At 68.5% G+C, this 23,730-nt stretch carries 17 protein-coding genes and 1 tRNA gene; 9 read left to right on the top strand and 9 right to left on the bottom strand.

The features are described from left to right. Nucleotides 1–10: 10 nt before the first annotated feature. Nucleotides 11–1,429 (bottom strand): aminotransferase-like domain-containing protein, encoded by a 1,419-nt coding sequence (locus tag AC07OD_RS22810; RefSeq protein WP_494598117.1) that lies wholly within the window; start codon nt 1,427–1,429, stop codon nt 11–13. Nucleotides 1,430–1,617: 188 nt separating this feature from the next. On the opposite strand from AC07OD_RS22810, the gene gabT reads away from it, so the two are divergent. The 6 genes from gabT (at nt 1,618) to AC07OD_RS22780 (ending at nt 8,982) form a co-directional block, all read left to right on the top strand. Continuing rightward, nucleotides 1,618–2,910: a 4-aminobutyrate--2-oxoglutarate transaminase gene (gene gabT, locus AC07OD_RS22805; RefSeq protein ID WP_494598116.1), complete on the top strand. Its 1,293-nt coding sequence runs from the start codon at nt 1,618–1,620 to the stop codon at nt 2,908–2,910. A 43-nt stretch (nt 2,911–2,953) separates the two neighbouring features. Then, nucleotides 2,954–4,054 carry an ABC transporter ATP-binding protein gene (locus tag AC07OD_RS22800; RefSeq protein WP_494598115.1) on the top strand — a complete coding sequence of 367 codons (1,101 nt, stop codon included), beginning with the start codon at nt 2,954–2,956 and terminating at the stop codon, nt 4,052–4,054. A 79-nt stretch (nt 4,055–4,133) separates the two neighbouring features. After that, nucleotides 4,134–5,165: an ABC transporter substrate-binding protein gene (locus AC07OD_RS22795; RefSeq protein ID WP_218295182.1), complete on the top strand. Its 1,032-nt coding sequence runs from the start codon at nt 4,134–4,136 to the stop codon at nt 5,163–5,165. Between the two features lie 34 nt (nt 5,166–5,199). Further along, complete coding sequence (locus AC07OD_RS22790; protein WP_218295183.1) at nt 5,200–6,465, top strand: ABC transporter permease; 1,266 nt, start codon at nt 5,200–5,202, stop codon at nt 6,463–6,465. Between the two features lie 21 nt (nt 6,466–6,486). After that, on the top strand, nt 6,487–7,308 hold the full coding sequence (locus AC07OD_RS22785; protein WP_218338699.1) for an ABC transporter permease: 822 nt from the start codon (nt 6,487–6,489) through the stop codon (nt 7,306–7,308). A 183-nt stretch (nt 7,309–7,491) separates the two neighbouring features. Then, on the top strand, nt 7,492–8,982 hold the full coding sequence (locus AC07OD_RS22780) for an NAD-dependent succinate-semialdehyde dehydrogenase (RefSeq protein WP_304505114.1): 1,491 nt from the start codon (nt 7,492–7,494) through the stop codon (nt 8,980–8,982). Between the two features lie 83 nt (nt 8,983–9,065). Here the strand turns inward: AC07OD_RS22780 and AC07OD_RS22775 are convergent, their stop codons facing one another. Both AC07OD_RS22775 and AC07OD_RS22770 read right to left on the bottom strand, forming a co-directional pair. Next, the gene (locus AC07OD_RS22775) at nt 9,066–10,292 is read right to left on the bottom strand and encodes a YeeE/YedE family protein (protein ID WP_492805346.1); all 1,227 of its coding nucleotides are present in this window, start codon (nt 10,290–10,292) and stop codon (nt 9,066–9,068) included. 173 nt (nt 10,293–10,465) lie between these two features. Next, nucleotides 10,466–11,431 carry a sulfurtransferase gene (locus tag AC07OD_RS22770; protein ID WP_494598114.1) on the bottom strand — a complete coding sequence of 322 codons (966 nt, stop codon included), beginning with the start codon at nt 11,429–11,431 and terminating at the stop codon, nt 10,466–10,468. Nucleotides 11,432–11,597: 166 nt separating this feature from the next. Between AC07OD_RS22770 and AC07OD_RS22765 the strand changes: the two genes are divergently transcribed. Beyond that, a tRNA-Gly gene (locus tag AC07OD_RS22765) sits at nt 11,598–11,671 on the top strand. A gap of 101 nt (nt 11,672–11,772) precedes the next feature. Here the strand turns inward: AC07OD_RS22765 and AC07OD_RS22760 are convergent. Then, nucleotides 11,773–12,687, bottom strand: a complete 915-nt coding sequence (locus AC07OD_RS22760; protein ID WP_218295187.1) for a pseudouridine synthase — start codon at nt 12,685–12,687, stop codon at nt 11,773–11,775. A 334-nt stretch (nt 12,688–13,021) separates the two neighbouring features. Between AC07OD_RS22760 and AC07OD_RS22755 the strand changes: the two genes are divergently transcribed. Continuing rightward, nucleotides 13,022–15,394, top strand: coding sequence for an AsmA family protein (locus tag AC07OD_RS22755; RefSeq protein WP_494598113.1), 2,373 nt, complete (start codon nt 13,022–13,024; stop codon nt 15,392–15,394). A gap of 53 nt (nt 15,395–15,447) precedes the next feature. Here the strand turns inward: AC07OD_RS22755 and AC07OD_RS22750 are convergent, their stop codons facing one another. The 3 genes from AC07OD_RS22750 to imuA are packed head-to-tail and all read right to left on the bottom strand — an operon-like array spanning nt 15,448 to nt 21,132. Next, a complete protein-coding gene (locus AC07OD_RS22750) occupies nt 15,448–18,747 on the bottom strand; it encodes an error-prone DNA polymerase (protein ID WP_494598112.1) in 3,300 nt (1,099 codons plus the stop codon). Nucleotides 18,748–18,767: 20 nt separating this feature from the next. Further along, the gene (locus AC07OD_RS22745; RefSeq protein ID WP_494598111.1) at nt 18,768–20,291 is read right to left on the bottom strand and encodes a DNA polymerase Y subunit UmuC family protein; all 1,524 of its coding nucleotides are present in this window, start codon (nt 20,289–20,291) and stop codon (nt 18,768–18,770) included. Next, nucleotides 20,254–21,132, bottom strand: a complete 879-nt coding sequence (gene imuA / locus AC07OD_RS22740) for a translesion DNA synthesis-associated protein ImuA (RefSeq protein WP_492245923.1) — start codon at nt 21,130–21,132, stop codon at nt 20,254–20,256. The genes AC07OD_RS22745 and imuA overlap by 38 nt, the downstream gene beginning before the upstream one ends. Nucleotides 21,133–21,299: 167 nt before the next feature. Between imuA and AC07OD_RS22735 the strand changes: the two genes are divergently transcribed. Next, complete coding sequence (locus AC07OD_RS22735; protein WP_494598110.1) at nt 21,300–21,920, top strand: IPTL-CTERM sorting domain-containing protein; 621 nt, start codon at nt 21,300–21,302, stop codon at nt 21,918–21,920. Nucleotides 21,921–21,986: 66 nt separating this feature from the next. Here the strand turns inward: AC07OD_RS22735 and AC07OD_RS22730 are convergent, their stop codons facing one another. Next, entirely contained in the window at nt 21,987–23,297 is a 1,311-nt protein-coding gene (locus AC07OD_RS22730; RefSeq protein WP_218295190.1) for an HD-GYP domain-containing protein, read from the bottom strand. Between the two features lie 216 nt (nt 23,298–23,513). After that, nucleotides 23,514–23,730: hypothetical protein (locus AC07OD_RS22725; RefSeq protein WP_494598109.1), on the bottom strand; the 217-nt coding region annotated here is incomplete at its 5' end.

The raw sequence follows: 23,730 nt of genomic DNA, 5'->3' as shown, positions 1-23,730 counted from the left end.
CTGCCGCCAGCTACTCCGCCACCTGCTGCCCCAGCAGGATGCGCTGCTCCAGGAAGCGCCACATGCGCTCGTCCTGGCTGAACGACACGTTGAAGCGCAGCCAGCCCGTGGGGCGCGGCTCCACCAGGAACAGCTGGCCCGGGCCGAGCATGATGCCCGCGCCCGTGGCCTCCTTCGACAGCTCCGCACTGTCGGGCAGATCGGGGTGGCGCGCCCACAGGTACATGCCCGCCTCGGGCTCATGGAAGAGCTCGAAGCCCAGGTTCAGCAACCGCCGCCCCACCACGCCGTGCGCCTCGGCCAGGCGCTCGCGCAGGGACTTGAGGTGCTTGCGCCAGCGGCCATCCGTCACCACGCCGAAGGTGATGCGCTCGGTGATCTCGGACGATGTGAGCCCCGAGATCATCTTGAGCTGCACCAGCTCGTCCAGCAGGTCGCGCCGCGCCGCCACGAAGCCCGTGCGCAGGTTCGGCGAGATGGTCTTGGAGAAGCTGCCCAGGTAGATCACCCGGCGCAGCTGGTCCAGGCTGGCGAGCGAGGGGCGCACGCCGGTGTCCATATCGGCATAGATGTCGTTCTCGACCAGCATGAAACCATGCTGCTCGGCCAACTGCAGCAGGCGGTGCAGATGCGCCACCGAGGCCACCGAGCAGGTCGGGCTCTGCAGGCGCGGCTGCGTGAAGAACACCGTGGGCTTGTGCGCGGCCAGCAGGGCTTCCAGCGCGAGCAGGTCATAGCCCCCCGCCGTGCGCGGCACCCCTACCGGGTGCGCGCCCGCGAAGCGCAGCATGAACAGCAGGTTGGGATAGCCGGGGTCATCCACCAGCACCACATCGCCGGGTTTGACGAGGCGCCGCGCCACGAGGTCGAGCGCCTGGCTGGAGCCCTGCGTGAGCAGCACCTGGTCGGCGTCCACCGCCAGATGGTGCTCGGCCAGCGACTCGGCCACCACCATGCGCAGCGCCATGTGGCCATGCGGCAGGCCATAGCCGTCGAGCTCGGGGCCGTCGGAAGAGAGCTGGCGCATGCTGCGGCGCACGGCATCGCCGAACAGCCAGTCGTGCGGCAGCCAGCCGCAGCCCGGTTTCATGGGCAGGTTGCGGTTTTCAAAGATCTGCTTGAGGTACCAGCGTGCGTCAAAACGGGGCACCGGCCGCTCCTGAGGCCCGGCGCCGGGCACGGCGCCTTCTTCGCTGCGGCGCTTCACGAAGAAACCCGCATTGGCGCGCGACACCAGCCAGCCTTGCGCCACCAGGCGGTCGTAGGCCTCGACCACGGTGAACACGCTCACGCCATGGGCGGCGGCAAAGGCACGGATGGAGGGCAGTTTGCTGCCGGGCTTGAGCACCTGCCCGGCGATGAGACCCCGAAGACCATCGACGATCTGGCTGACCAGGGGAGTCTGGAGGTCCGGGCTGAGAGTGAGCATCAGGAGAGCCAAAAAGGGGGCGAATTGTGCACCGACTTGGCGCACACCAGATCAGGGATTGCCTGTACAGGATTCTAGACCTGCACAGTGCGCGCAAAACCGCACTCCGCTGTACATGGACGGTGCGCGGCGCGGCTTCCAGAATTCGCCCATTCTTTCATTCCGTGTTCACACCACCGCCCACCGCCATGCAGCAAGACCGCCACTTCACCAACGCCGCCCTCCTCGCCCGCCGCCATGCCGCCGTGGCCCGAGGCGTCGGCCAGGCCCACGACATCTTCGTCCAGAAGGCCCGCAACGCCGAACTGTGGGATGTGGAAGGCCGCCGCTTCATCGACTTCGCCGGCGGCATCGCCGTGCTCAACACCGGCCACCTGCACGCGGGTGTGATCGCCGCCGTGAAGGCGCAGCTCGACCTGTACACCCACACCTGCTTCCAGGTGGTGGCGTACGAGCCCTACGTGGAAGTGTGCGAGCGCCTGAACACCCTGGCCCCGGGTGCGTTTGCCAAGAAGAGCCTGCTGCTCACCACCGGCGCCGAGGCCGTGGAAAACGCCATCAAGATCGCCCGCGCCCACACCAAACGCCCCGGCGTGATCGCCTTCACGGGCGGCTACCACGGCCGCACCAACCTCACGCTGGGCCTGACCGGCAAAGTGGTGCCGTACAAGACGGGGTTTGGCCCCTTCCCCGGCGAGGTGTACCACGCCCTCTTCCCCAACGCACTGCATGGCATCAGCGTGGAGCAGGCGCTGCACTCGGTGGAGCTGATCTTCAAGAACGACATCGAGCCCGAGCGTGTGGCGGCCTTCATTCTTGAGCCCGTGCAGGGCGAAGGCGGCTTCTACGTGGCGCCACCCGAATTCATCACCGGACTCAAGGCCCTGGCAGACCGCCATGGCATCCTGCTGATCGCCGACGAAGTGCAGACCGGCGCAGGCCGCACCGGCACCTGGTTTGCGTGCGAGCAGTGGCCCGTGGCGCCGGACCTCATCACCACCGCGAAATCGCTGGCGGGCGGCTTTCCGCTGTCGGGGGTGGTGGGCCGCGCCGACGTCATCGACGCCCCGGCGGCCGGTGGCCTGGGCGGCACCTACGCGGGCAGCCCCGTCGCCTGCGCCGCAGCGCTGGCCGTGATCGAAGCCTTTGAGAAAGAAAACCTGCTGGCCCGCAGCCAGGACATGGGCGCGCTGCTGGTCAGGGCGCTGAAAGGCATGGCCGCCAAAGTACCCGCCATCGGCGACGTGCGCGGGCTGGGCGCGATGGTGGCCATCGAGCTGTTCGAGAACGGCGATGTCCACCGCCCCGACGCCGCGCTGACCAAGAAAGTCGTCGCCGAGGCCGCCCAGCGCGGGCTCATCCTGCTGTCGTGCGGAACCTACGGCAACGTGATCCGCATCCTGGTGCCGCTGACCGCCTCCAACGAGTTGCTCGACGAGGGCCTGGCCATCCTGGCCGACAGCTTTGCCGCGCTGGGCTGACATGCGGCCCGGCCTTCATTCTGCTTACAAGGTGCCCCCAACCATGAACCCATCGGCAGAGCCCCTGGTCCGCTTCAGCGGCGTGCAAAAGACGTACGACGGAGAACAACTGGTGGTGCGCGCGCTGGACCTGGACATCCAGCGCGGCGAGTTCCTGAGCCTGCTGGGGCCCTCGGGCTCGGGCAAGACCACCACGCTGATGATGCTGGCGGGGTTTGAGTCCCCCACCGCGGGCGACATCCTGCTCGATGGCAAGCAGATCACCGGCACGCCGCCCCACAAGCGCAACTTCGGCATGGTGTTCCAGAACTACGCGCTGTTCCCGCACCTCACCGTGGGGCAGAACGTGGCCTACCCGCTCACCGTGCGCAAGGTGCCCAGGGCCGAGCAGGTCGACCGCGTGAAGAAGGCCCTGGACATGGTGCGCCTGACCGGCATGGCCGACCGCCTGCCCGCGCGTCTGTCAGGGGGGCAGCAGCAACGCGTGGCCCTGGCCCGCGCCCTGGTGTTCAACCCCCAGCTCGTGCTGATGGATGAGCCGCTGGGCGCGCTGGACAAGCAGCTGCGCGAACACATGCAGATCGAGCTGAAGGAGCTGCACCGCCAGCTGGGCGTGACCTTCGTGTACGTGACCCACGACCAGGGCGAGGCGCTGACCATGAGCGACCGCGTGGCCGTGTTCAACGAAGGCATCATCCAGCAGCTGGCCGATGTGGAGACGTTGTATGAAGCTCCGTCTAACCGCTTCGTGGCCGGTTTCGTGGGCGACAGCACGGTGCTCACCGGCACCCTGCAGGGCGCGGGCGCCGAGACGGCCATCCAGCTGCCGGGCGGCCACCTGCTGCCCGGTGTCAACGTGAACCAGACCGCCCGGGGCGCCCCCGTGCAGGCCTGCGTGCGGCCCGAGCGCATCGTGCTGCACCCGCACTCGCACTACCCCAGGGGCTCGGCCGTCCCGGCGACCGTGGCGCGCACCATTTACTACGGCGACCACCAGCGCCTGATGTGCGACCTGGGCCACGGCCAGGAGCAGGCCGTGGTGAAGCTGCCCCTGACCCCCACCGGCACGGGCATGCATCCGCAGCCGGGTGATGCCGTGCTGCTGGAGTTTCCACCGGCCTCCACGCGCATCTATGCCGTTTGAGCACTGTCCCCGCCACACCCCGTTTCCGAGCCCTGTCCCCGAGTCCCCGTTCCTCCACAACCCAAGGAAAAACTGCACCATGAAAAAAAGCCTCATCGCCTGCGCCTCCCTGGCCGCCTGCCTGGCACTGCCCAGCTTCGCGCAGCAGCAACTCACCGTCGTGAACTTCGGTGGCGCCAACGCCAACGCGCAGAAGAAGGCGTTCTATGAGCCCTACGAAAAGCTGGGCCACAAGATCGTCGCCGTCGAATACAACGGCGAGCAGGCCAAGGTCAAAGCCATGGTCGAGGCCAGGAAGGTGACCTGGGACGTGGTGGAGCTCGAATCGCCCGACGCGGCGCGTGGCTGCGATGAAGGTCTGTACGAAAAGCTCGACTACAGCAAGATCGTGAGCAAGGCCGACCTGCTGCCCGCCGCCGTGTCCGACTGCGCCGTGGGCATCTTCGTGTGGTCCACCGTCATGGCCTACAACGGCGACAGGCTCAAGACCGCCCCCACCAGCTGGGCCGACTTCTGGGACACCAGGAAGATCCCCGGCAAGCGCGGCATGCGCAAGGGCGCGCGCTACAACCTCGAATTCGCGCTGATGGCCGATGGCGTGAAGCCCGCCGACGTGTACAAGGTGCTCGCCACCAAGGACGGCGCCGACCGCGCCTTCAAGAAGCTGACCGAACTCAAGCCCCACATCCAATGGTGGGAAGCCGGTGCCCAGGCACCGCAGTTCCTCGTGGCGGGCGACGTGGTGCTGACCACCGTGTTCAACGGCCGCATCGACGCGGCCAACCGCGAGGGCCGCAACCTCAAGATCTACTGGCCCGGCGGCATCTATGACCTGGATTACTGGGCCATCCCCAAGGGCACGCCGAACAAGGACGCTGCGGTCAAGTTCATTGCCCACACCCTGCAGACCACCAGCCAGGCCGCCTACGCGCAGAACATCGCCTACGGCCCGGCCAACACCACGGCCCTCGCCAAGCTGGACAGGAAGGTGCTGGACGACCTGCCCACATCGGCCGCCAACGCCAAGGAAGCCATCCAGTTCGGCGTGAGCTTCTGGGCCGACCAGGGCGAAGCGCTGGAGAAACGCTTCGCCGCCTGGGCCACCCAGTAAGTCAGTAACCCGCACCCTCGGAGCGCAAGACACCATGCAAGCCTCTTCTGCCATCGCCCCCGCCGCGCTTGCGCTGGACGCCCACGCACCCGGCGCACTGCGCAAGGCGCTGTCGCGTGCCGAAGCGCGGCGCAAATGGCGGGCCTTTGCCCTGACCCTGCCCTTGCTGGTGTTCTTGCTGCTCACGCTGCTCGTCCCCATTGCCGCGCTGCTGCAGCGTGGGGTGGAGAACCCCGAGGTGGCCAACACGCTGCCCGCCACCATCGAGGCCTTGCATGGCTGGGACCGCCATGAGGCACCGGGCCCCGCTGCCTACGCCGCGCTCATGAAGGACCTGGCCCGCCTGCCCGACAGCTCTGACGCTGGCGCGCTGGCGCGCAGGCTGAACTCGGAAGTGCCCGGCGCGCGCTCGATGGTGATGGGCGCCTTCCGCGCCCTGCCCATGCAGGGCACGCCTGAATCCATCCGCGACCAGCTGCTCGGCAAGGACGCGCGCTGGGGCGAAGCACCTTTCTGGCGCGCCATCGCCAAGAACGGCGCGCGCTGGACGCCCGACTACCTGCTCGCCTCGGTGGACCTGCAGCGCGATGCGCTGGGCCAGGTCGAGCGCATGCCCGAGGAGCAGCGCGCGTTTGGCGGCATTTTGCTGCGCACCTTTCACATCAGCTTTGTGGTGACGCTGTTCTGCCTGCTGCTGGGCTACCCGCTGGCCTGGTGGCTGGCCTCGCTGCCCGCGCGCCAGGCCAATGTGCTGATGATCCTGGTGCTGGTGCCGTTCTGGACCTCCATCCTGGTGCGGGTGGCCGCCTGGATCGTGCTGCTGCAGTCCGAAGGCCTGGTCAATCGCGGTTTGATGGGCCTGGGCCTCATCGAGCAGCCACTGGCGCTGCTGTTCAACCGCACGGGGGTGGTGATTGCGATGGTGCACATCCTGCTGCCGTTCATGGTGCTGCCGCTGTACAGCGTGATGAAAAGCGTGCCCCCCACCTACCTGCGCGCGGCGGTGTCGCTGGGCAGCTCGCCCATCGCCGCGTTCTTTCGCGTGTATGTGCCGCAAACCTACCCGGGTGTGGGCGCGGGTGCGCTGCTGGTGTTCATCCTGGCCATCGGCTACTACGTCACCCCCGCGCTGCTGGGCGGCGCCGACGACCAGATGCTGAGCTACTACATCGCCCGCTACACCAACGTGGAAGTGAACTGGGGCATGGCCTGTGCGCTGGGCGCCCTGCTGCTGGCCGCCACGCTGCTGCTGTACGGCGTGTACCGCCGCATTGGCAAGGCAGAGCTGAGCCTGGGCTAAACACTTCTGAAGACCCTCACCATGCGCCATTTGCTCCCCCAATTCCCCCTGTACGCCACCTGGGCCGACAAGCTCGGCTGGTGGGCCGTGCGCGCCCTGTGCGTGGCCGTGCTGGTGTTTCTGCTGGCCCCCATCCTGGTGATGGTGCCGTTGTCGTTCTCCGAGAGTTCGTTCCTGGCCTACCCCATCCACGGCTGGTCGCTCAAGTGGTACCGCCACCTGTTCGATTCGCCCGAGTGGGCCCGCGCCACGCGCAACAGCTTCATCGTGGCGCCCGCGGCCACGCTGATCGCCACGGCCCTGGGCACCCTGGCGGCGGTGGGGCTGTCACGGGCGGATTTCCGCTTCAAGGGCCTGCTCATGGGCATCCTGATCGCGCCCATGGTGGTGCCCATCATTGTGGTGGGCGTGGCCACCTACCTGTACTTCGCGCCGCTGGGCCTGGCGGACAGCTATGCCGGCCTGATCATCGTGCACGCGGCGCTGGGGGCGCCGTTCGTGCTGACCACCGTGCTGGCCACGCTCGCGGGCTTCAACCACAACCTGGTGCGCGCCTCGCTGAGCCTGGGGGAAACGCCTTTCAACACCTTCTTTCGCGTCACGCTGCCGGTGATCGCGCCGGGGGTGATCTCGGGGGCGCTGTTCGCGTTCGCCACGTCGTTCGACGAAGTGGTGGTCACGCTCTTTCTGGCCGGCGCCGACCAGTCCACGCTGCCACGCCAGATGTTCAACGGCATCCGCGAGAACATCTCGCCCACCATCGCCGCCGTGGCCACGCTGCTCATCCTCTTCACCACCAGCCTGCTCCTGGCGCTGGAGTGGCTGCGCACGCGCAGGGGCTGAGCCACGGTGAAAACGGCCTGAATCCCTGCCTTCCTGAAAAACTGAAACACTGGCGACAGTGGGCCATTTCACCCGTGATAGCCTGCCCGCTGCGCCAATTTCAGGCCCCGCCGCCCTGCCCGCCTTTGCCGGCGGCGAGCCCTTGCCTACCGCTCATCAACCCACTGCATCTGGAGAAACCTCATGGACATGAAGACCTCGCCCCTCGCCTTGCTCAACGACCCCAGCCTGCTCAAGACCGACGGCCTCATCAACGGCCGGTGGGTGGCGGGCGGCAGCCGCTTCGACGTGAACGACCCGGCCACCGGCCTCAAGCTGGCCGACGTGGCCAACCTGGGCCCCGCCGATGCCGAAGCCGCGATTGCCGCCGCCAATGCCGCCTGGGGCCCCTGGAAGATCAAGACCGCCAAGGAGCGCAGCATCATCCTGCGCAAGTGGTTCGACCTGCTGATGGCCAACCAGGACGACCTGGGCCGCATCATGACCGCCGAACAAGGCAAGCCGCTGGCCGAAGCCAAGGGCGAGGTCGCCTATGGCGCCAGCTTTGTGGAATGGTTCGCCGAAGAGGCCAAGCGCGTGAACGGCGAGGTGCTGCCGCAGTTCGACAACAGCCGCCGCCTGATGGTGCTCAAGCAGCCCATCGGCGTGTGCGCCGCGATCACGCCCTGGAACTTTCCGCTGGCCATGATCACGCGCAAGGTGGCGCCCGCCCTGGCCGCCGGCTGCCCCGTGGTCATCAAGCCCGCCGAGCTCACGCCGCTCACGGCCCTGGCCGCCGCCGAGCTGGCCCTGCGTGCGGGCATCCCGGCTGGCGTGTTCAACATCCTGCCCGCCGACAGCGACAACTCGATCGCCATCGGCAAGGTGCTGTGCGCGAGCGACGTGGTGCGCCACATCAGCTTCACCGGCAGCACCGAGGTGGGCCGCATCCTGATGGCGCAGTCGGCCCCCACGGTCAAGAAGATGTCGCTGGAACTGGGCGGCAACGCGCCCTTCCTGGTGTTCGACGATGCGGACATCGACAGCGCCGTGGAAGGCGCGTTCGCCAGCAAGTACCGCAACGCGGGCCAGACCTGCGTGTGCACCAACCGCTTCTACGTGCAGGAAGGCGTGTACGACGAGTTCGTGGCCAAGTTCGCCGCCAAGGTCAAGACAGCCAAGGTGGGCAACGGCTTCGAGGCCGGCGTGAACCAGGGCCCGCTGATCGAGGAAGCCGCGCTGGCCAAGGTGCAGCGCCACGTGGACGATGCCATTGCCAAGGGCGGCCAGGTGGTGGCCGGCGGCCAGCGCCTGACCAGCCTGGGCTCGGGCCAGTTCTTCGAGCCCACGGTGGTGGCCAACGCCACGGCCGACATGCTGTGCGCGCGCGAGGAAACCTTTGGCCCCTTTGCTCCGGTCTTCAAGTTCAAGACCGAGCAGGAGGCCATCGACGCGGCCAACCACACCGAGTTCGGCCTGGCCAGCTACTTCTACAGCCGCGACGTGGGCCGCATCTTCCGTGTGACCGAGGCGCTGGAATACGGCATGGTCGGCGCCAACGTGGGCATTCTGGCCACCGAGCACGTGCCCTTTGGCGGTGTCAAGCAGTCGGGCCTGGGCCGCGAAGGCTCGCACCACGGCATGGACGACTATGTGGAGATCAAGTACCTGTGCCTGGGCGATATCCAGAAGTGACCGGCCCCGGGCCGGGTACCTTTTTGATATGTTTTTGATAGCTGCCCGCGCTTTCTGGATAAGCGCTGGCGGCCAAAAATGCACTAATTCGCCCCCCATCCCTGGCGCCACGGGGCGGCCTTCGCGCGCAGGCCCGCCCATACCGCGAAGAACACCGCCGCCCCAAACACCCAGCCTGACAGCGCTCCGGCCATGCCGCCCGACAGCAGCGTGCCCATGGTGCAGCCCAGCCCCGTCATCGCGCCCCAGCCCAGCAACACGCCGCCCGACAGCCCCCGCGCGGCATCGCGCCAGGTGGGCCAGCGGGGGGCCAGCTGGCGGCTGGCCAGCGCCGCGACAAAGGACCCCGCCACCAGCCCTGCCAGCAGCAAGGCATTGGGCGTGAGCCAGGTGGCTTGCGGCAAGGTGGCGCAGCCCGCGAAGCCGTCGAGCCCATCGAGCCGATCGGGAATCCACCCCTGCCCTTGCGCCCACTGGCGCGCCGCGCTGCCCAGCGTGGCCGTCACGCCCAGGGGCCGCATGCGCACGATGGCAAACGTGCCGATCAGCCCCACGGCCAGGCCACCCACCCAGTAGTGCCAGCGCCCGGTCCACAGGTTGCGCCACACGGTGACCAGGCCGGGCACGGGCTTCACCACCCCGGGTGCATCGCCCGCCGCGCCCTCGTGCGCAAAGCCACGCCACAGCCAGGCGCCCACCAGCGCCAGAGCGCTCCATTGCACCAGCAGCGCGCCCCCATACCCCAGGTGCGCGGGCAGCCACACCACGGGCGCATCGGCCACGCTCCAGCTGTACAGCGCATTCCAGGTCCTGAAGCCCGCGATGAAACCCAGCGCGGAGCCCAGCAGAGCGAAGGGCGACACCGCCGAGCCCTCGGCGAGCCGGTACCAGTGCGCGCTGATGCAGGAGCCCGAGACCACCATCCCCGCGCCAAACGAAAGCCCCGCCGCCACCAGCACCCAGCTCACCGGGCCGATGTGCATGTCCGGCGGCAGCTTGCCCGGCTGCGGCACGGGCAGCCAGCCGCCCAGCACCACGGTATGGCCCAACACGCCCACGGCCAGCGCCAGCACGATGGCCAGCAGCCCGCGCGGGTTGCGGTCTTCGAACCAGTCGCGCGCGTGGCAGTAAAAACAAAAGCGCGAACGCTGCAGCACGACGCCAAGCACCGCGCCACAGGCCAGCGCAAACACCAGCGTGCGCCCGCCCGCCTGGCCCTGCAGCCACGGGACGGCCGCCAGCAGGGCGGCCAGCAGCGCCAGCGCGATATAGGAGGAAGTGGCTGGAACAGTGCGCAATGGAAGGCTCATGGGTCGTCGATGGTTCGCTGTGTGGCCCGCGCGGCCATCGCGGGCACCGAGAAAAAAAGCCCGCACGAAGCGGGCTGTAAAGGAGACCCCTACCAAAAAATCGTGGCCTTTCGCCGTCTCCCGATCGCCGCTTCATTCACCCCCTCAATCGCGGGCGCGGAACGGCCCGCGGCTCATTTGGCCGCCCAGACGGTGCCCGCCGGATTCGTGATGGGAACGCCCACCGAGTTGCCATATTCCGTCCAGGAGCCGTCGTAGTTCTTCACGCTGTAGCCGAGGATTCTGGACAGCGCGAACCAGGTGTGGCTGGAGCGCTCGCCGATGCGGCAGTAGGTGATGATGGGCCGGCTGCCGTCCACGCCCGCGCTGGCATAGAGCTTCCTGAGCTCGTCGGCGGACTTGAAGGTACCGTCCTCCCTCACCGCCTGCCCCCATGGCACGTTGGCCGCGCCTGGAATGTGGCCCGCGCGGATGCTGAGCTCCGGCACACCGGCAGGCGCGAAGATCTTGCCGGTGTATTCATCCGCCGAGCGGATATCCACCAGCTTCGCATTGCTCTTGCCCTCGGCGGCGGCCAGCGCGTCCGCCAGGCGTGCGCGCAGCTGGGTATTGACCTGGCCCACCCTGTAGCTGCTGGCGGCGAACTCGGGCACGCGGTTGTTCAGGGGCAGGTTCTCGGCCTCCCACTTCTTGCGCCCGCCGTCGAGCAGCTTGACGTTCTTCACGCCGTAGATGTCGAACACCCAGGCCCCCCAGGCCGCAAACCAGTTGTTGGTGTCGCCATACAGCACCACGGTGGTCTCGGGCGACACGCCAGCCCTGGACAGCAGCGCCTCGAAGCCTTCCTTGCCCACGATGTCGCGCCGCACGCGGTCGTTGAGGTCCTGATGCCACGAGAAATTGACCGCCCCAGGCACATGGCCCCGCTCGTACAGGCCCGGGTTCACGCTCACCTCGACGATGCGCACCTGCTGGTTGTCGAGGTTCTGCGCGAGCCATTCGGTGGTCACCAGGGGGCCAGCGGGAATGGGAGTGGCGGCCCACAGCGCTTTGCAAAAGAGCACCGTGCTTCCTGCCACGCAGGCGCGAAGCCAAGCACGCCAGCCTGGTGGCATTGAGGAATTGCGTTGCATTGTCATTCGCGTCCTTTCGGTGAAGAGCCTGCGCCGCGCTGCAGGTGAAAGGAATTTAGAGCCCGCAGTGCATCAGACCAACCAACAAGATCGGCTATGCATATGCGTTTTGCGCGTTTGCACCAGGCGCCCGTCGGGGACCGGGCGGATGCTGCCTATAATTGCAGGCTTCGCGGGTGTAGTTCAATGGTAGAACGGCAGCTTCCCAAGCTTCATACGAGGGTTCGATTCCCTTCACCCGCTCCAGATTCTGAAACCTGCCCTGCATTGCTGCATGGCAGGTTTTTTTATTTGCGTCACCCGCAAGCCCTGCTGTACCTTGGCGGCGTCTCTTTAAAACCCAGCCCTCAGGGCAGGCCCAGCCGCTGCCCGCTCTCGAACACCCGCCGCGCACCCGACAGCGGGTCCACGAACTCCAGCGAGCGCGCCAGAAGCTGCAGCGGCCGTGAATAGTCGCCCTCGGGCGGATCGTTGACGACCGGGTAGAACGGGTCGTTGCGCAGCGGCAGCCCCAGGGCCGCCATGTGCACCCGCAGCTGGTGGCGCTTGCCAGTGACCGGCGACAGGCGGTAGCGCGCCCACCCGCTCGCGCCTGCCACGTCCAGCACCTCGATGCGCGTGTGGCTGTTGGGCTCGCCAGGGACTTCCTGCATGCGAAAGAACTGCGGGCTTTCCTCCAGCCGGCTGATGTGCTCCCGCGGAAAGGCGATATCCGCGCGCCAGGGGGCGATCGCGTCGTAGTGCTTGGTGATCTGGCGGTCGCGGAACAGCGCCTGGTAGGCCCCGCGCGTGCGCTGGTGCACCGACAGCAGCACCAGGCCCGCGGTGTCCCGGTCGATGCGGTGCAGGGGCGAAAGCTCCGGCAGGCCCAGCTGGCGCTTGAGCCGCACGAGCAGCGTGTTGTGAAGGTAGCGGCCGGACGGTGTCACGGGCATGAAATGCGGCTTGTCGGCCACCACCAGGTGCTCGTCCTGGTAAAGCACCGTTTCCGTGAAGGGCAGCGCGGGCTCCGCGGGCAGGCTGCGGTAGTAGTACAGCCTGAGGCCGCCTTCAAACGGGCGAGCGGGCGCCACGGGGTCGCCGCGCTCATCCACCACGTCGCCCGCCTGCATGCGCCGCAGCCACTCCTCACGGGCCACCGCCGGGAGCCGCCGCGCCAGGAAATCGAGCATGCTGCCCTGCCCCTGGCTGGGCAGCACCACGCAGCTGGGCCCCACGCCATCGCGCACGGCAGGGGCATGGGTATGGCGGGGGTTGTGCATGGTGAGCACATTTTATGAACCCTCTCCTTCGATGCCGCACAACCCGTCTGCGCCCGGGCGCGGCGTGGGCACCAGCAGGGCCCGGACACGCGAGAAGGCAGCCCCTTGACCTTGCGCGCAACCCGCCGGGCCCACGGGCATGCGGGGTTCTTGCCCCTGTAGGACAAGGGCGGCAGTTGCGCCCGTGCTGCTGCGATACGCGCCGATGCGGGCTAGCATGAACGCCAAAAGGCCCCGTGGACGCGCACACCGCTCCCCTGGGCCGGATGCGCTTACCGCTGAAAACACGCCCAACAGCCCCACTCCACCCCCACGCTGCCCGCCGACTGCCTTCATGCCATCCACACCTGCCGCGCCTTCCACCGACATGCCTAGCCCCGCCGTGGCCCAGGCCCGCCAGCGGCCTGCATCCGGCATCGGGAGGCGTCTTGTGGTGTGGACCTTGTGGGCCGTCGGGCTGGTGGCGATGGTGCTGGTGCTGCTGGGGGTCCTGCTCGCCTGGATCGACTGGAACCGCGCGAAGCCCTGGGTCAATGAAAAAGTGAGCGAAGTCACGGGCCGGCACTTTGCGATCGAAGGTGACTTGTCCGCGCAATGGCGCTGGCCCCAGCCCCTGGAAGAAGGGTGGCAGCGCTGGGTGCCGGGCGTCACGGTGAAGGCCGAACGCCTGGTGATGGACAACCCCTCCGGATTCACGCCCCCCTTCCAGCGTGCCAATGGCAAAGCGGTTTCAAAAGGCGCAGCCGGCCCGGCCGAGACGGCCGGCAAGACCGACGGCAGCCCAGCCACCATGGCCCGCATCGGCAGCGCGACCGCCACCGTGCGCCTGCTGCCCCTGCTGGGGCGGCATCTTTCCATCGACACCGTGGCGCTCACCGGCCCCCAGGTGGCGCTGGCCCGCACGGCCAGCGGTGCGAGCAACTGGACCTTCGAGCGCAAGGACGGGCCCAGGAGCGGATGGAGCTTCGACGTGGACCGGCTGGTGGTCCACCAGGGCGTCCTGGCCTATGCCGACGGCATGAAGGACCTGGACCTGCAGGCCCGCATTGACACCACCGAGCCGGTGCTCCCCGGCGGGCCGGCGGCCACGCCATCCGGCACCTCCGCCGCCGCATCGGCCCCGGCGCAGCCCGCGCTGGCGCGGGCGTCCTCATCCGCGAGCGCCGCTGCCTCCGGGGCAGCGCCCGCTGCGCGGGCGGCGTCCGAAACGCCCCGTGCGGCGGCAGGGCCGGTGCCCTATGGTCTGCGCTTCGAACTGCAGGGCCGGTATGCCAAGGCCCAGGTCAGGGGCCAGGGGCGAGCAGGCCAGGTCATCAGCCTGCGCAACAAGGTGGTGAACTACCCCCTTCAGATCGACGCCAGCGCCGGCAGCGTGTCGCTGTCGGCGCAAGGAATTCTGGCCAACCCGGGCGCATTGTCCGGCCTGGACTTCCAGGTCCGGCTCAAGGGCGGCAGCATGGCCGACCTGTACGACCTGACCGGGCTGGTGCTGCCCAACACCCCGCCCTTCGAGACCACCGGCCGGCTGACCGGGAGCCTGGAGCCCGAACGGGCGGTCTGGGAATACAACGGCTTCCGAGGCAAGGTGGGCCAGAGCGATCTTCAGGGGTCGCTCAAGTACACGTCGGGCAAGCCGCGCCCACGGCTCACCGGGACGATGGCGTCCAACCAGCTGCGCCTGGCGGACCTGGGGCCGACCATCGGAACCACCAAGCCCGACAACACGCACCGTGGCCGCGACCAGCGTGGCAAGGTGCTGCCGGACTCCAAGTTCGCGGCCGAGCGCTGGAATGCCATGGACATGGACATCGTGTTCAAGGGCCGCCACATCATCCGCCCCGAGAGCCTGCCGCTGGAAGACCTGAGCGTGCGGGCGGTGATGGAAAACGCGCAGCTCAAGCTCGCGCCCCTCACGTTTGGCGTGGCGCAGGGCAAGATCGAATCGCAGGTGAGCATCGACGGGCGCGCCGCGCCCTTGAAGGCGCAGATACGCGGCACCGTGCAGGGCTTGCAGCTTTCGGCGCTGTTCCCCAAGGTACAGCTCATGCAGAAGAGTTTTGGCCACATGGACGGCGCCATCGCACTGGAGAGCCGCGGCAACAGCCTGGCCGGACTGCTGGGCCAGGGCACGGGCGAGATGCGCCTGTACGTGCGGGACGGCACGCTGAGCAAGCAGATGCTGGACCTGGCCGCGCTGAACGTGGGCAGCATCATCGTGGGCAAGCTCTTTGGTGAAAACAAGGAAGTGCACCTGCGCTGCGCGGTGGCCGATTTCACGGTGGTGGACGGCCTGGCGACCACGCGCGTGGTGAAGATGAGCACCGAAGACGCGATCGTCGAGGCCACCGGCACCATCGACCTGGGCACCGAGGAGATGAACCTGCGCATCAAGCCCGAGTCGCTGCAATGGAAGTTCTTCTCGCTGCGCTCGCCCTTGTACGTGAAAGGCACGTTCGGCGACCCGAAGGTCGGCGTGGAAGCCGGCCCGCTGCTGCTGCGCGCGGGCGCGGCGGTGGTGGCAGCGGCCGTGGCTCCCGCCGCGTTGGCGCTGGTGCCCATCACCGTGCCCGCGGCCGACGACGACACGCATTGCAAGCCCCTGCTGGATCTCGCCAGGGAACCCGTCAGGCCCGGCGCCCAGGGGGCCGCCGGCACCGCCTCGCAACCCGCGCGGCAGGCCGCCAGCAAAGCATCGCCCGCGCGCTGACCTGACCGGACGGCGCCCGGTCAATTGCGGGTCAGGGGGGCCACCCTCCTTCATCAATGGAAATCGCGGCTCCCCTGCAGCGCATGGGCCATGCGGCCGAGCAGCGGGGTCAGGTCCTTGAAACGCTGGGCCACCAGGTGGCGCACCACCGTGGGTGCCGGCGCCTGCGGGGACGATGGCGGAATGGAACCCGGGGCGGGCGCGCCGTCGCCTTCCGGCACGCTGCACTGCCACATGCCTTCCACCGCCAGCAACTGCGAGCGCAGCAGCGCATTGCGCCAGGTGTCCACCAGCGCGGGCCACACGATCACATTCACGGGGCCGGTCTCGTCTTCGAGCGTGACGAACATCGTGCCCTTGGCCGTGCCGGGGCGCTGGCGCACGGTGACGATGCCACAGGCGCGCACCTTGCGGCCATGGGGCACGGCATTCAATTGCAGCGCGCTCAGCAGGCGCCAGCGGTCCAGGCGCGGGCGCAGCAGGGCCAGCGGGTGGCGGCGCAGGGTGAGGCCGGTGGCGGCGTAGTCGAACAGGATTTCCTCCCCTTCGGGCGCGGCTGGCAAGGCAAGCGGCGCTTCGTGCACGGGCACATCGCGCAGCAACGCGGGTGCGGGGTGCTGCGCGGCAGCGTCCCACATCTGCTGGCGCCGGTGGCCCGAAAGACTGGCCAGGGCATCGGCAGCGGCCAGGGCCTGCAGGTCCTGCGGGCTCAGGCGGGCCCGCAGGGCCAGGTCTTCGGTATTGGCAAAGGCAGGGCCCGTGACGCGGACTTGCACCAGGCGTTTGGCAGCCTCTTCCTGCAGGCTGCCCACCAGCCGCAGGCCGAGGCGCACAGCAGGCTGCGGTAGCAGTGGCGCGGGCAGCCCCTTGGCAGGCCGCAAGTATTCGGCCGGACCTTCCAGCGTGCAATCGTGGTGGCTGAGGGTCACGTCGACGGGCAGCACGCGCACGCCGTGGCGGCGCGCGTCCTGCACCAGTTGTGAGGCGGTGTAAAAGCCCATGGGCAGCGAGTTGAGCAGCGCGGCCAGAAAACACGCGGGCTCGTGGCATTTGAGCCAGCTGCTGGCATAGGCCAGCAAGGCAAAGCTGTGGGCGTGGCTTTCGGGAAAGCCGTATTCGCCAAAGCCCAGCATCTGCTGGAAGATGCGGTCGGCGAATTCGGCGGCATAACCACGGGCGACCATGCCGTCTTTCAACGGCTTTTCAAACCGGTGCACGCCCCCTTTGCGCTTCCAGGCCGCCATTGATCGGCGCAGGTCGTCGGCTTGGCCCGGCGTGAAACCGGCGGCATCGATGGAGATCTGCATCACCTGTTCCTGGAAGATGGGCACACCCAGCGTGCGTTCGAGCGCGTTGCGCAGCTCCGGGTACTCCAACGGAAAAGGCTCCGTGCTGCCCGCACTGCGCATCTGCCGCTCGACCTCTCGCGCCTTCAGATACGGATGCACCATGCCACCCTGGATGGGCCCGGGCCGCACGATGGCCACCTCCACCACCAGGTCGTAGAACTTGCGCGGCCGCAGGCGCGGCAGCATGCTCATCTGCGCGCGGCTTTCGATCTGGAACACGCCCACGGTGTCGGCGGCGCAGATCATGTCGTAGGTGGCAGGGTCTTCGCGCGGAATGCCCTTGAGATCCCAGCGCTCACCCCGCAAGGCATCGCGCAAATCCAGGCAGCGGCGCAAGGCACTGAGCATGCCCAGGGCCAGCACATCGACCTTGAGCAAGCCCATGGTGTCCAGGTCGTCCTTGTCCCACTGGATGACGGAACGATTCTCCATGCTCGCCGGCTCCACCGGCACCAGGCGCGTGAGCTTGCCCTGCGTGAGCACAAAACCGCCCACATGCTGGCTCAGGTGGCGCGGAAAGCCTTTCAGGTCCGCCGCCAGTTCCAGCCACAGCTGGGCCGTGTGCCGGTGCAGCGGTGCGCCCAGGCTTTCAGCCAGTTCCTGCAGCCGGTCGGTGGCGAACTGTTCGTCAAACCAGTGGTGGTCCTTGGCGAAGGCATCGACCAAGGCCGGCGCCACGCCCAGTGCCTTGCCCACATCGCGCAGGGCACTGCGCGTGCGGTAGGTGGTGACCACGGCAGCGATGGCGGCGCGCTCGCGGCCGTATTTTTCGTAGATGTACTGGATGACCTCCTCGCGCCGGTCGTGCTCGAAGTCCACGTCGATGTCGGGCGGCTCCTTGCGCTCCTTGCTGATGAAGCGCTCGAACAGCAGGTTGGTGTTCTCGGGCGGGACGGCCGTGATGCCCAGCATGTAGCAGACCACCGAGTTCGCCGCCGAACCGCGCCCCTGGCACAGGATCCCCTGGCTGCGCGCGTAGCGCACGATGTCATGCACCGTGAGGAAGTACATCTCGTACTGGCAGTGCGCGATCAGATCCAGCTCCTTGCGGATCTGCACCCACACCTTCTCTGGCGCGCCTTGCGGGTATTCACCTCGCACGCCCGCATCCACCAGCCAGGCCAGGGCCTGTGCGGGCGTCATGCCGGCGGGCACGGTCTCCAGCGGGTACTGGTACTTGATTTCATCCAGGCGGAAAGTGCAGCGCCCCGCCACCGTGAGCGTGGCGTCCAGCAACTCGGGCGGGTAGATGCCCGCCAGCCGCACGCGCCGGCGCAGGTGGCGCTCGGCATTGGGCTGCAGCGCAAAACCACATTCACCCACGCTGCAGCCCAGGCGCACGGCGGTGATCACGTCCTGCAGCGGCTTGCGCGAACGGGCGTGCATGTGCACATCGCCCGCTGCCACCAGTGGCAAGCCCAGCGCCGCGCCCGCACGCTGCAGCGTGGCCAGCCACAGGCTGTCGTCCGGGGCCAGGTGCAGCTCGACCGCCAGCCAGAGATGGCCGTCAAAATATGAGCCAAATTGGCCTTTGGCGCTGGATAGGCAAGCGCTGACAGCTATCAAATCAGAAGCATCAAAGCCATGCCGGCAGGGGAACAGCAACAATTCGCACCCCTTCAAAGCCGCCCATGGGCTGGCCGCGCCCACGTGGTACTGCCCCTTGGGCGCGGCCGCGCGGGCGGCGGTGATGAACTCGCACAGGTTGCCCCAGCCCTCGGCATCCCGCGCCAGCACCACCACCCGCAGATCACCCCACACAAACTCGCTGCCCACGATGAGGTGCAAGCCGCATTCCAGGGCCGCCTCCCAGGCCCGCACCACGCCCGCGACGGAGCATTCGTCGGTCAGTGCCAGCGCCCGGTAGCCCAGCTCCAGCGCACGCGCCACGAGTTCCTGCGGGTGCGATGCCCCGCGCTGAAAGCTGAAGTTGGACAGGCAATGCAGCTCGGCGTAGTCCGGCAACCCGGCCACAGCGGCATTCCCTGGCATGGGCGAAGACATGGTGAAACTCCCTGGCGCCATCATCCGAAGATTCCATGCAGGAACCAGCGGTGGGGGCGCGCCGCGGCCCGCGCGCCCTCCGGCACGGATGCCAGGCGCTCGCGAAACACCCACACCAGCCCCGCCACATCGTTGTGCGCGACGAAGTAGTCGCGCAAGGCCAGGCCGGCGCAGGGATGGGCCGGGTCTGCATCGTCGCTGCCGGCCCCGGACCACCAGCCCGCCTCGAAGCGGTGGGGACCGGCCAGCAGGCGCAGCAGGCCGTGGTGGCACGGGCGGTTGCCCTGCACGGCCAGGCGCCGTGGCGGGTTCAGCAGCCAGGTGGGCTGCAGCAGCCCGCCGGGCGTGGCGTCCAGGGCCGCGTCGGAAGCGCTGGCGGATGCACCCCGGGCCGCGGGGCGGGGGGGCGCCGCCACGCGCAGCACCTCGGCCGCCGGGCGCCACTGCTGCATGCGCTCGGGGCGGTGGTCGGCCTGCAGCACCGGCGCCTGCACATGCTCGGCCCCCAGCCGGGCGGACAGGCGCTCGAGCAGCTGGTGCAAGGCCTCGCCTTGCACGCCACCCGGCAGGCCCGGGTCGCTGCCCCCACGGCCATCCGGCGGCAGGAGGCTGGCGCTGCGGTGCGCCAGCGGGGCCGCATCCAGCAGGCGCAGCGTGATCTGGTTCGCTGGCGCGGCCAGCGTGGTCCGCGCCAGGTTTTCCGCCAGGAGCCGCCGCAGATGCGCCATGTCCTGCGTGGCCTGCGCCGTGCGCACCTGCAGCGCCTGCACGGGCGCGATCACCACGCCGTCGATGCGCCGCAGGTCGTGGCGCCACGCCAGCTCCAGCCCCAGCACACCTTGCTGGCGTGCCTGCAGCCAGCCATGCAGGGCCGCGATGCCACGGTGGGCGCTCCAGAGCAGCGCATCGGCCGACGCCGCCAGCGCGGGCAGCTCCAGGGTCAGCGCGAACTGTTCGGGCAGTTCCAGCCACGCATGCGCTTCGGGGGCATCGCCAAAGGCCTGGTCCAGGGCCCGCAGCACCCCCGCGCCAAAGCGCCGCGAGACCCCCGGACGCGGCAGCGCACGCAGCGCCCCCCAGGTGCGGCAGCCCATGCGCTCCAGGCTGGCCACATGCGGGCGCAAGGCGGTCAGCGCATGCAAGGGCAGCCCTGGCGGCCCCTGCGCAGGCGGCGCCCGGCCCGCCAGGGCCAGTCTCAGAAAGCCGTGCGCCACCAGCGCCGTGGGGCCGCAGCCCCACGGCGGCTGCGCACAGGGCCTGCTTCCTTCAGAAAAAACAGGCTCTCCTTGCCCGCCCGAGGTGGAAGCCGCCACAGCCCAGGCCTGCAGCACCTGCGCCAGCAAGACATCGCGCCCGCCCCAAAGCCGTTCGGTGGAGGACACTTCCAGCAGCACGGCCTCATCGTCCACCAGCGCCACGCGCGGTGTAAAACGCAGCGCCCACCAGCCCGCCGACGGCTCCATCGCCACGGCGGCTCCTGCCGGCGCCGCGGAACCGCCCTCCCCCTCATCCGGCCGTGGCCATGGCAGCGCGATCCAGTGCATGCCCCCTCCCCCCTGGCGATGCGGGCGCGGGCGCCCGACGCGGCACGGCGCCCCCGGCGGGGAGTGCAACGGCCAATGCGCCCCGGCCTTCCTCCATCATGCCCACCGCCGCGGCCTGGGCAGCACGCCGCCGTTCGGCCTGCGCCGCCAGCACCTGCGCCAGCAGAAGGTGGCATCCGGGCAATGGCAGCCCCTGCGCCAGGGGCGGCCCCCGGCGCTTGAGAATGTGCACCTGCATCCCGGGGAACACGGGCGTGCCCGCGGGCATGGGCATGCCCTGGACTTGCAGCCGCAGCAAGGCTGGCGACGCCTGGGGGGCCGCGCTGACGGGCCGAAACACCCACAGCAGCTGCTGTTGCTGGGCCGCGGCCAGCTGCAGCCGGCGCAAGGCCGCCGGCTGTGCCTGCGGCAGCCAGGCCATGACGGCCAGCACATCCCGGCACCGCAGCGCCTGCTCGGCGGCCCACAGCGCCGACATGGCCGTATCCGCCCGCACCAGGCCCAGCCGCCCGGGGGGCAGCCCCTGGGCCTGGAGCGCCGGGCCAAAAGGCTCGCACGGGGGCGCCACCACGACCACGGCCCCATGCCGCGCGGCCGTGGCCTGGGCCAGGGCGGGCAGCACCAGCTGCCATTCATGCAGGCCCGCCAAGGGCTGCAACACCTCGCTCAGCGCCCCGACAGGCCACCCTCCACCCGGTAGCTGCGCATCCAGCAGCGCATACCCCGTGGGTTGCGCCTGGTGCTGGCCCGTGCCCACCAGCCCGTCCGCGTGCCAGACGCCAGGCACGGCAAATGGCAGATCGGAGGCGACAACCCGCAGGGAGTGGCGTTGCGCAGGCATGGTGGGAAGAGAGGGTCCGAAAACACGAATACTGTAAATATAACCAGTATTTTGCCAGCAGCATGAAAACCTCGGAAAGGCCCGGGAAGGCCCTGCCATTCAGAGCTGGGCGGCACACGCCGCGCTCCCTACAATGGGTCGCAAAAGGAAACAGAGGGAGTCGTTCAATGAAGGCAATCCAGTCGGCAGCAGTCGCCCTGCTGCTTCTCCTATCGGGCAACACGTTCGCCGCCTATGCGGTCTACGTTTTCGAAAGTGGCGGCAATGTGGTCGCCAGCGGCAGCGGCCGCATGAACATGGCAGCCCTCACCCCGGCCGGCAACGGGCCTCTTTTCTCCGTGGTCATCCCCTCGGCTGCGCTGATTTTCACCGGCACGGCCGGGACGGTGGAGGCCTACATGGGCGTCTCCGGGCCTCCCATGCTGGGGGCGGGAGGCCCTGTCCTCGCCGATACATCATCGGGCGACATGGCGGGACTGGACGGCATGATGGCACCGGGGTTTGTCTTCGCCCCCCTGGGCTACGTCTCCGGATCGGCGCTCGCTTCCTCGGCCACGTGGACGGGGACCTCGCTGGCCAGCCTGGGGCTCACGCCAGGCTCCTACACCTGGACCTGGGGCGCGGGCCCCACCGCCGATTCGTTCACGGTCCACGTGGGCATCGCGCCACCCGCCGCCCCGGCCTCCATTCCAACGCTGTCCGAATGGGGCCTGGCGATCCTCTCGGCCCTCATGGCGGGATGGGCGATGCGCCATCGCCTCCCGCGGCGCCGCAACAAGGCGGCCTGAAAACACGTTGACTCACGGGCCCCGGCAAGGCGCTTGCGCGCCCCCGAAAAGATCCTGAGCAGGTTCTCAGAGCTTTCGGAGGGCCCAATCACACCAATCCGCCACCGCCCCATCTGCGGGCGTGGCGCGCTGCGCCAGTTGCGGCCAACGGCGGTGGCTGGCATTCAGGATGCTCTGGAGCTGCCACAGCGCCTCGCGCCCCACCAGGGCCACTTCGGCCATGCCCATGGTGTCGCCCCGCAGCTGCGCCATGAACTCGCCCTGCTGCTGGGGGTGCGAACCGGCTTCCGTCAGGGCTTTCTGAAGGGCCAGCAGGCGGGCATCGACAAATGCGAGAGCGCTCCCCGGCAGCGTCTTCGCGCTGGTTCCGGGGGGCAATGCGGCCTTGAGCTGGTCCCAGCAGGCAAAGGCCTCGGCGAGAAGGTCCATCTGGCGTGGGGCATCGTTGCCCAGGGGCATGAGCGCGGAGTCGCGGGCGACCTCCTCCTGCAGCAGGGGCAGGAGATGCGCCACCAGCGCCGATGGGAACTTGCGATGGTTCAGCCGCAGCACCAGTGACAGGCGCTGCGCGGGCATGTCGTCGTATTTCTCGTAGAACGCAGCCACCACTTCGGCCAGCAGCAGGATGCGGCCCAGCACCGAGATATCCGCACCCGCCAGCCCGCGCGGATAGCCGCTGCCGTCCATGCGCTCGTGGTGTTCCAGCACCGCCACCTCCACCGGCCGGGGGTAGGCCTGGGTGTCGCGGATCATGAGCATGGCGGTGATGGGGTGCGCCACCAGGTGCTTGCGCTGCACGCCAACGACCTTGTGGTCGGGATCGCTCCAGGCCGGGTCCATGTGCAGCACGCCCAGGTCGTGCAGCAAGGCTGCGGCGGCGAGGTTGGCGCAGTCGCGCTCGCCCAGCTCGCTCTTGATGGCCAGAAACACGGCCACGGTCATCATCTGCAGGCTGTGCTGGAAAAGTTCAGGCCGCTGCTCACGCATCACGGTGAGTTTGCAGGCCATGGAGGGAGGCAAGGGCAGCGAGCGCAGCGGCGCCAGCAGCCGGGCAGCCGAACCCAGCGTTTCGGCCAGCAGCCGGGGCAGCACCTCCCGCTCCACCAAGGCCTGGCCCGCAGCCAGCAAGGCAGGCACATCCACGGGATTGTCGATGGACAGGTGCCGGTCAATCGGCTCGCGCAGCTTGTGCTGCACCAGGCGGTCGTACAGGCGGCCATCGATGCGGGCCCCCTTCTCGACCAGCTTGATGCCGTTGTCGGTGTAGATGGCAGCGTCAGCGACCACCATGCGCCGATCGGCCATGTCGGTCAACGCGCGCAGGTAGTGGGGGCTGTCCGCGGTGTCGATGCCCGCAGGTACAAGAGAGTCTGTCATGCAAGAACACAAAGGGTTACCTTGGACTATATGACGTTCCCTCCCTGTGTATCGCCCCGGCCGCCTTGGGCATGCGGTACCTTGACGCAGATCAAGCGCCTGGCGGCAGTACGCGGATGCCGGGCGCAATCCTGGGGGCGCGACGTGGGCGGAACTCGCACCAGCCGTCCTTGGCATGGGCATTGCCCCGGTTTCCCATCGTTCCTGAAAAACGCCCTACTCACCAGGATTCGAGGCGCCAAAACCCCATTGCTGCCACAAAAATGTGGGTAAACCCTGCCTACCCACACCCTCATTGTTTCCAATACCGGAACAGTTAGTTTGCGACCCGGTGGTTTTTCTTCGCGCCCCATCCACGTACAGTTCATCCCATCGATGAGCCGAACCCGCAAGGCGACTCACCGAACCCGGTTCAGAAATGGTTTTTGTCCCG

The sequence above is a fragment of the Acidovorax sp. GW821-FHT10E03 genome (genome assembly GCF_059415205.1).
This window is presented reverse-complemented; position numbering and strand designations above follow the sequence as displayed.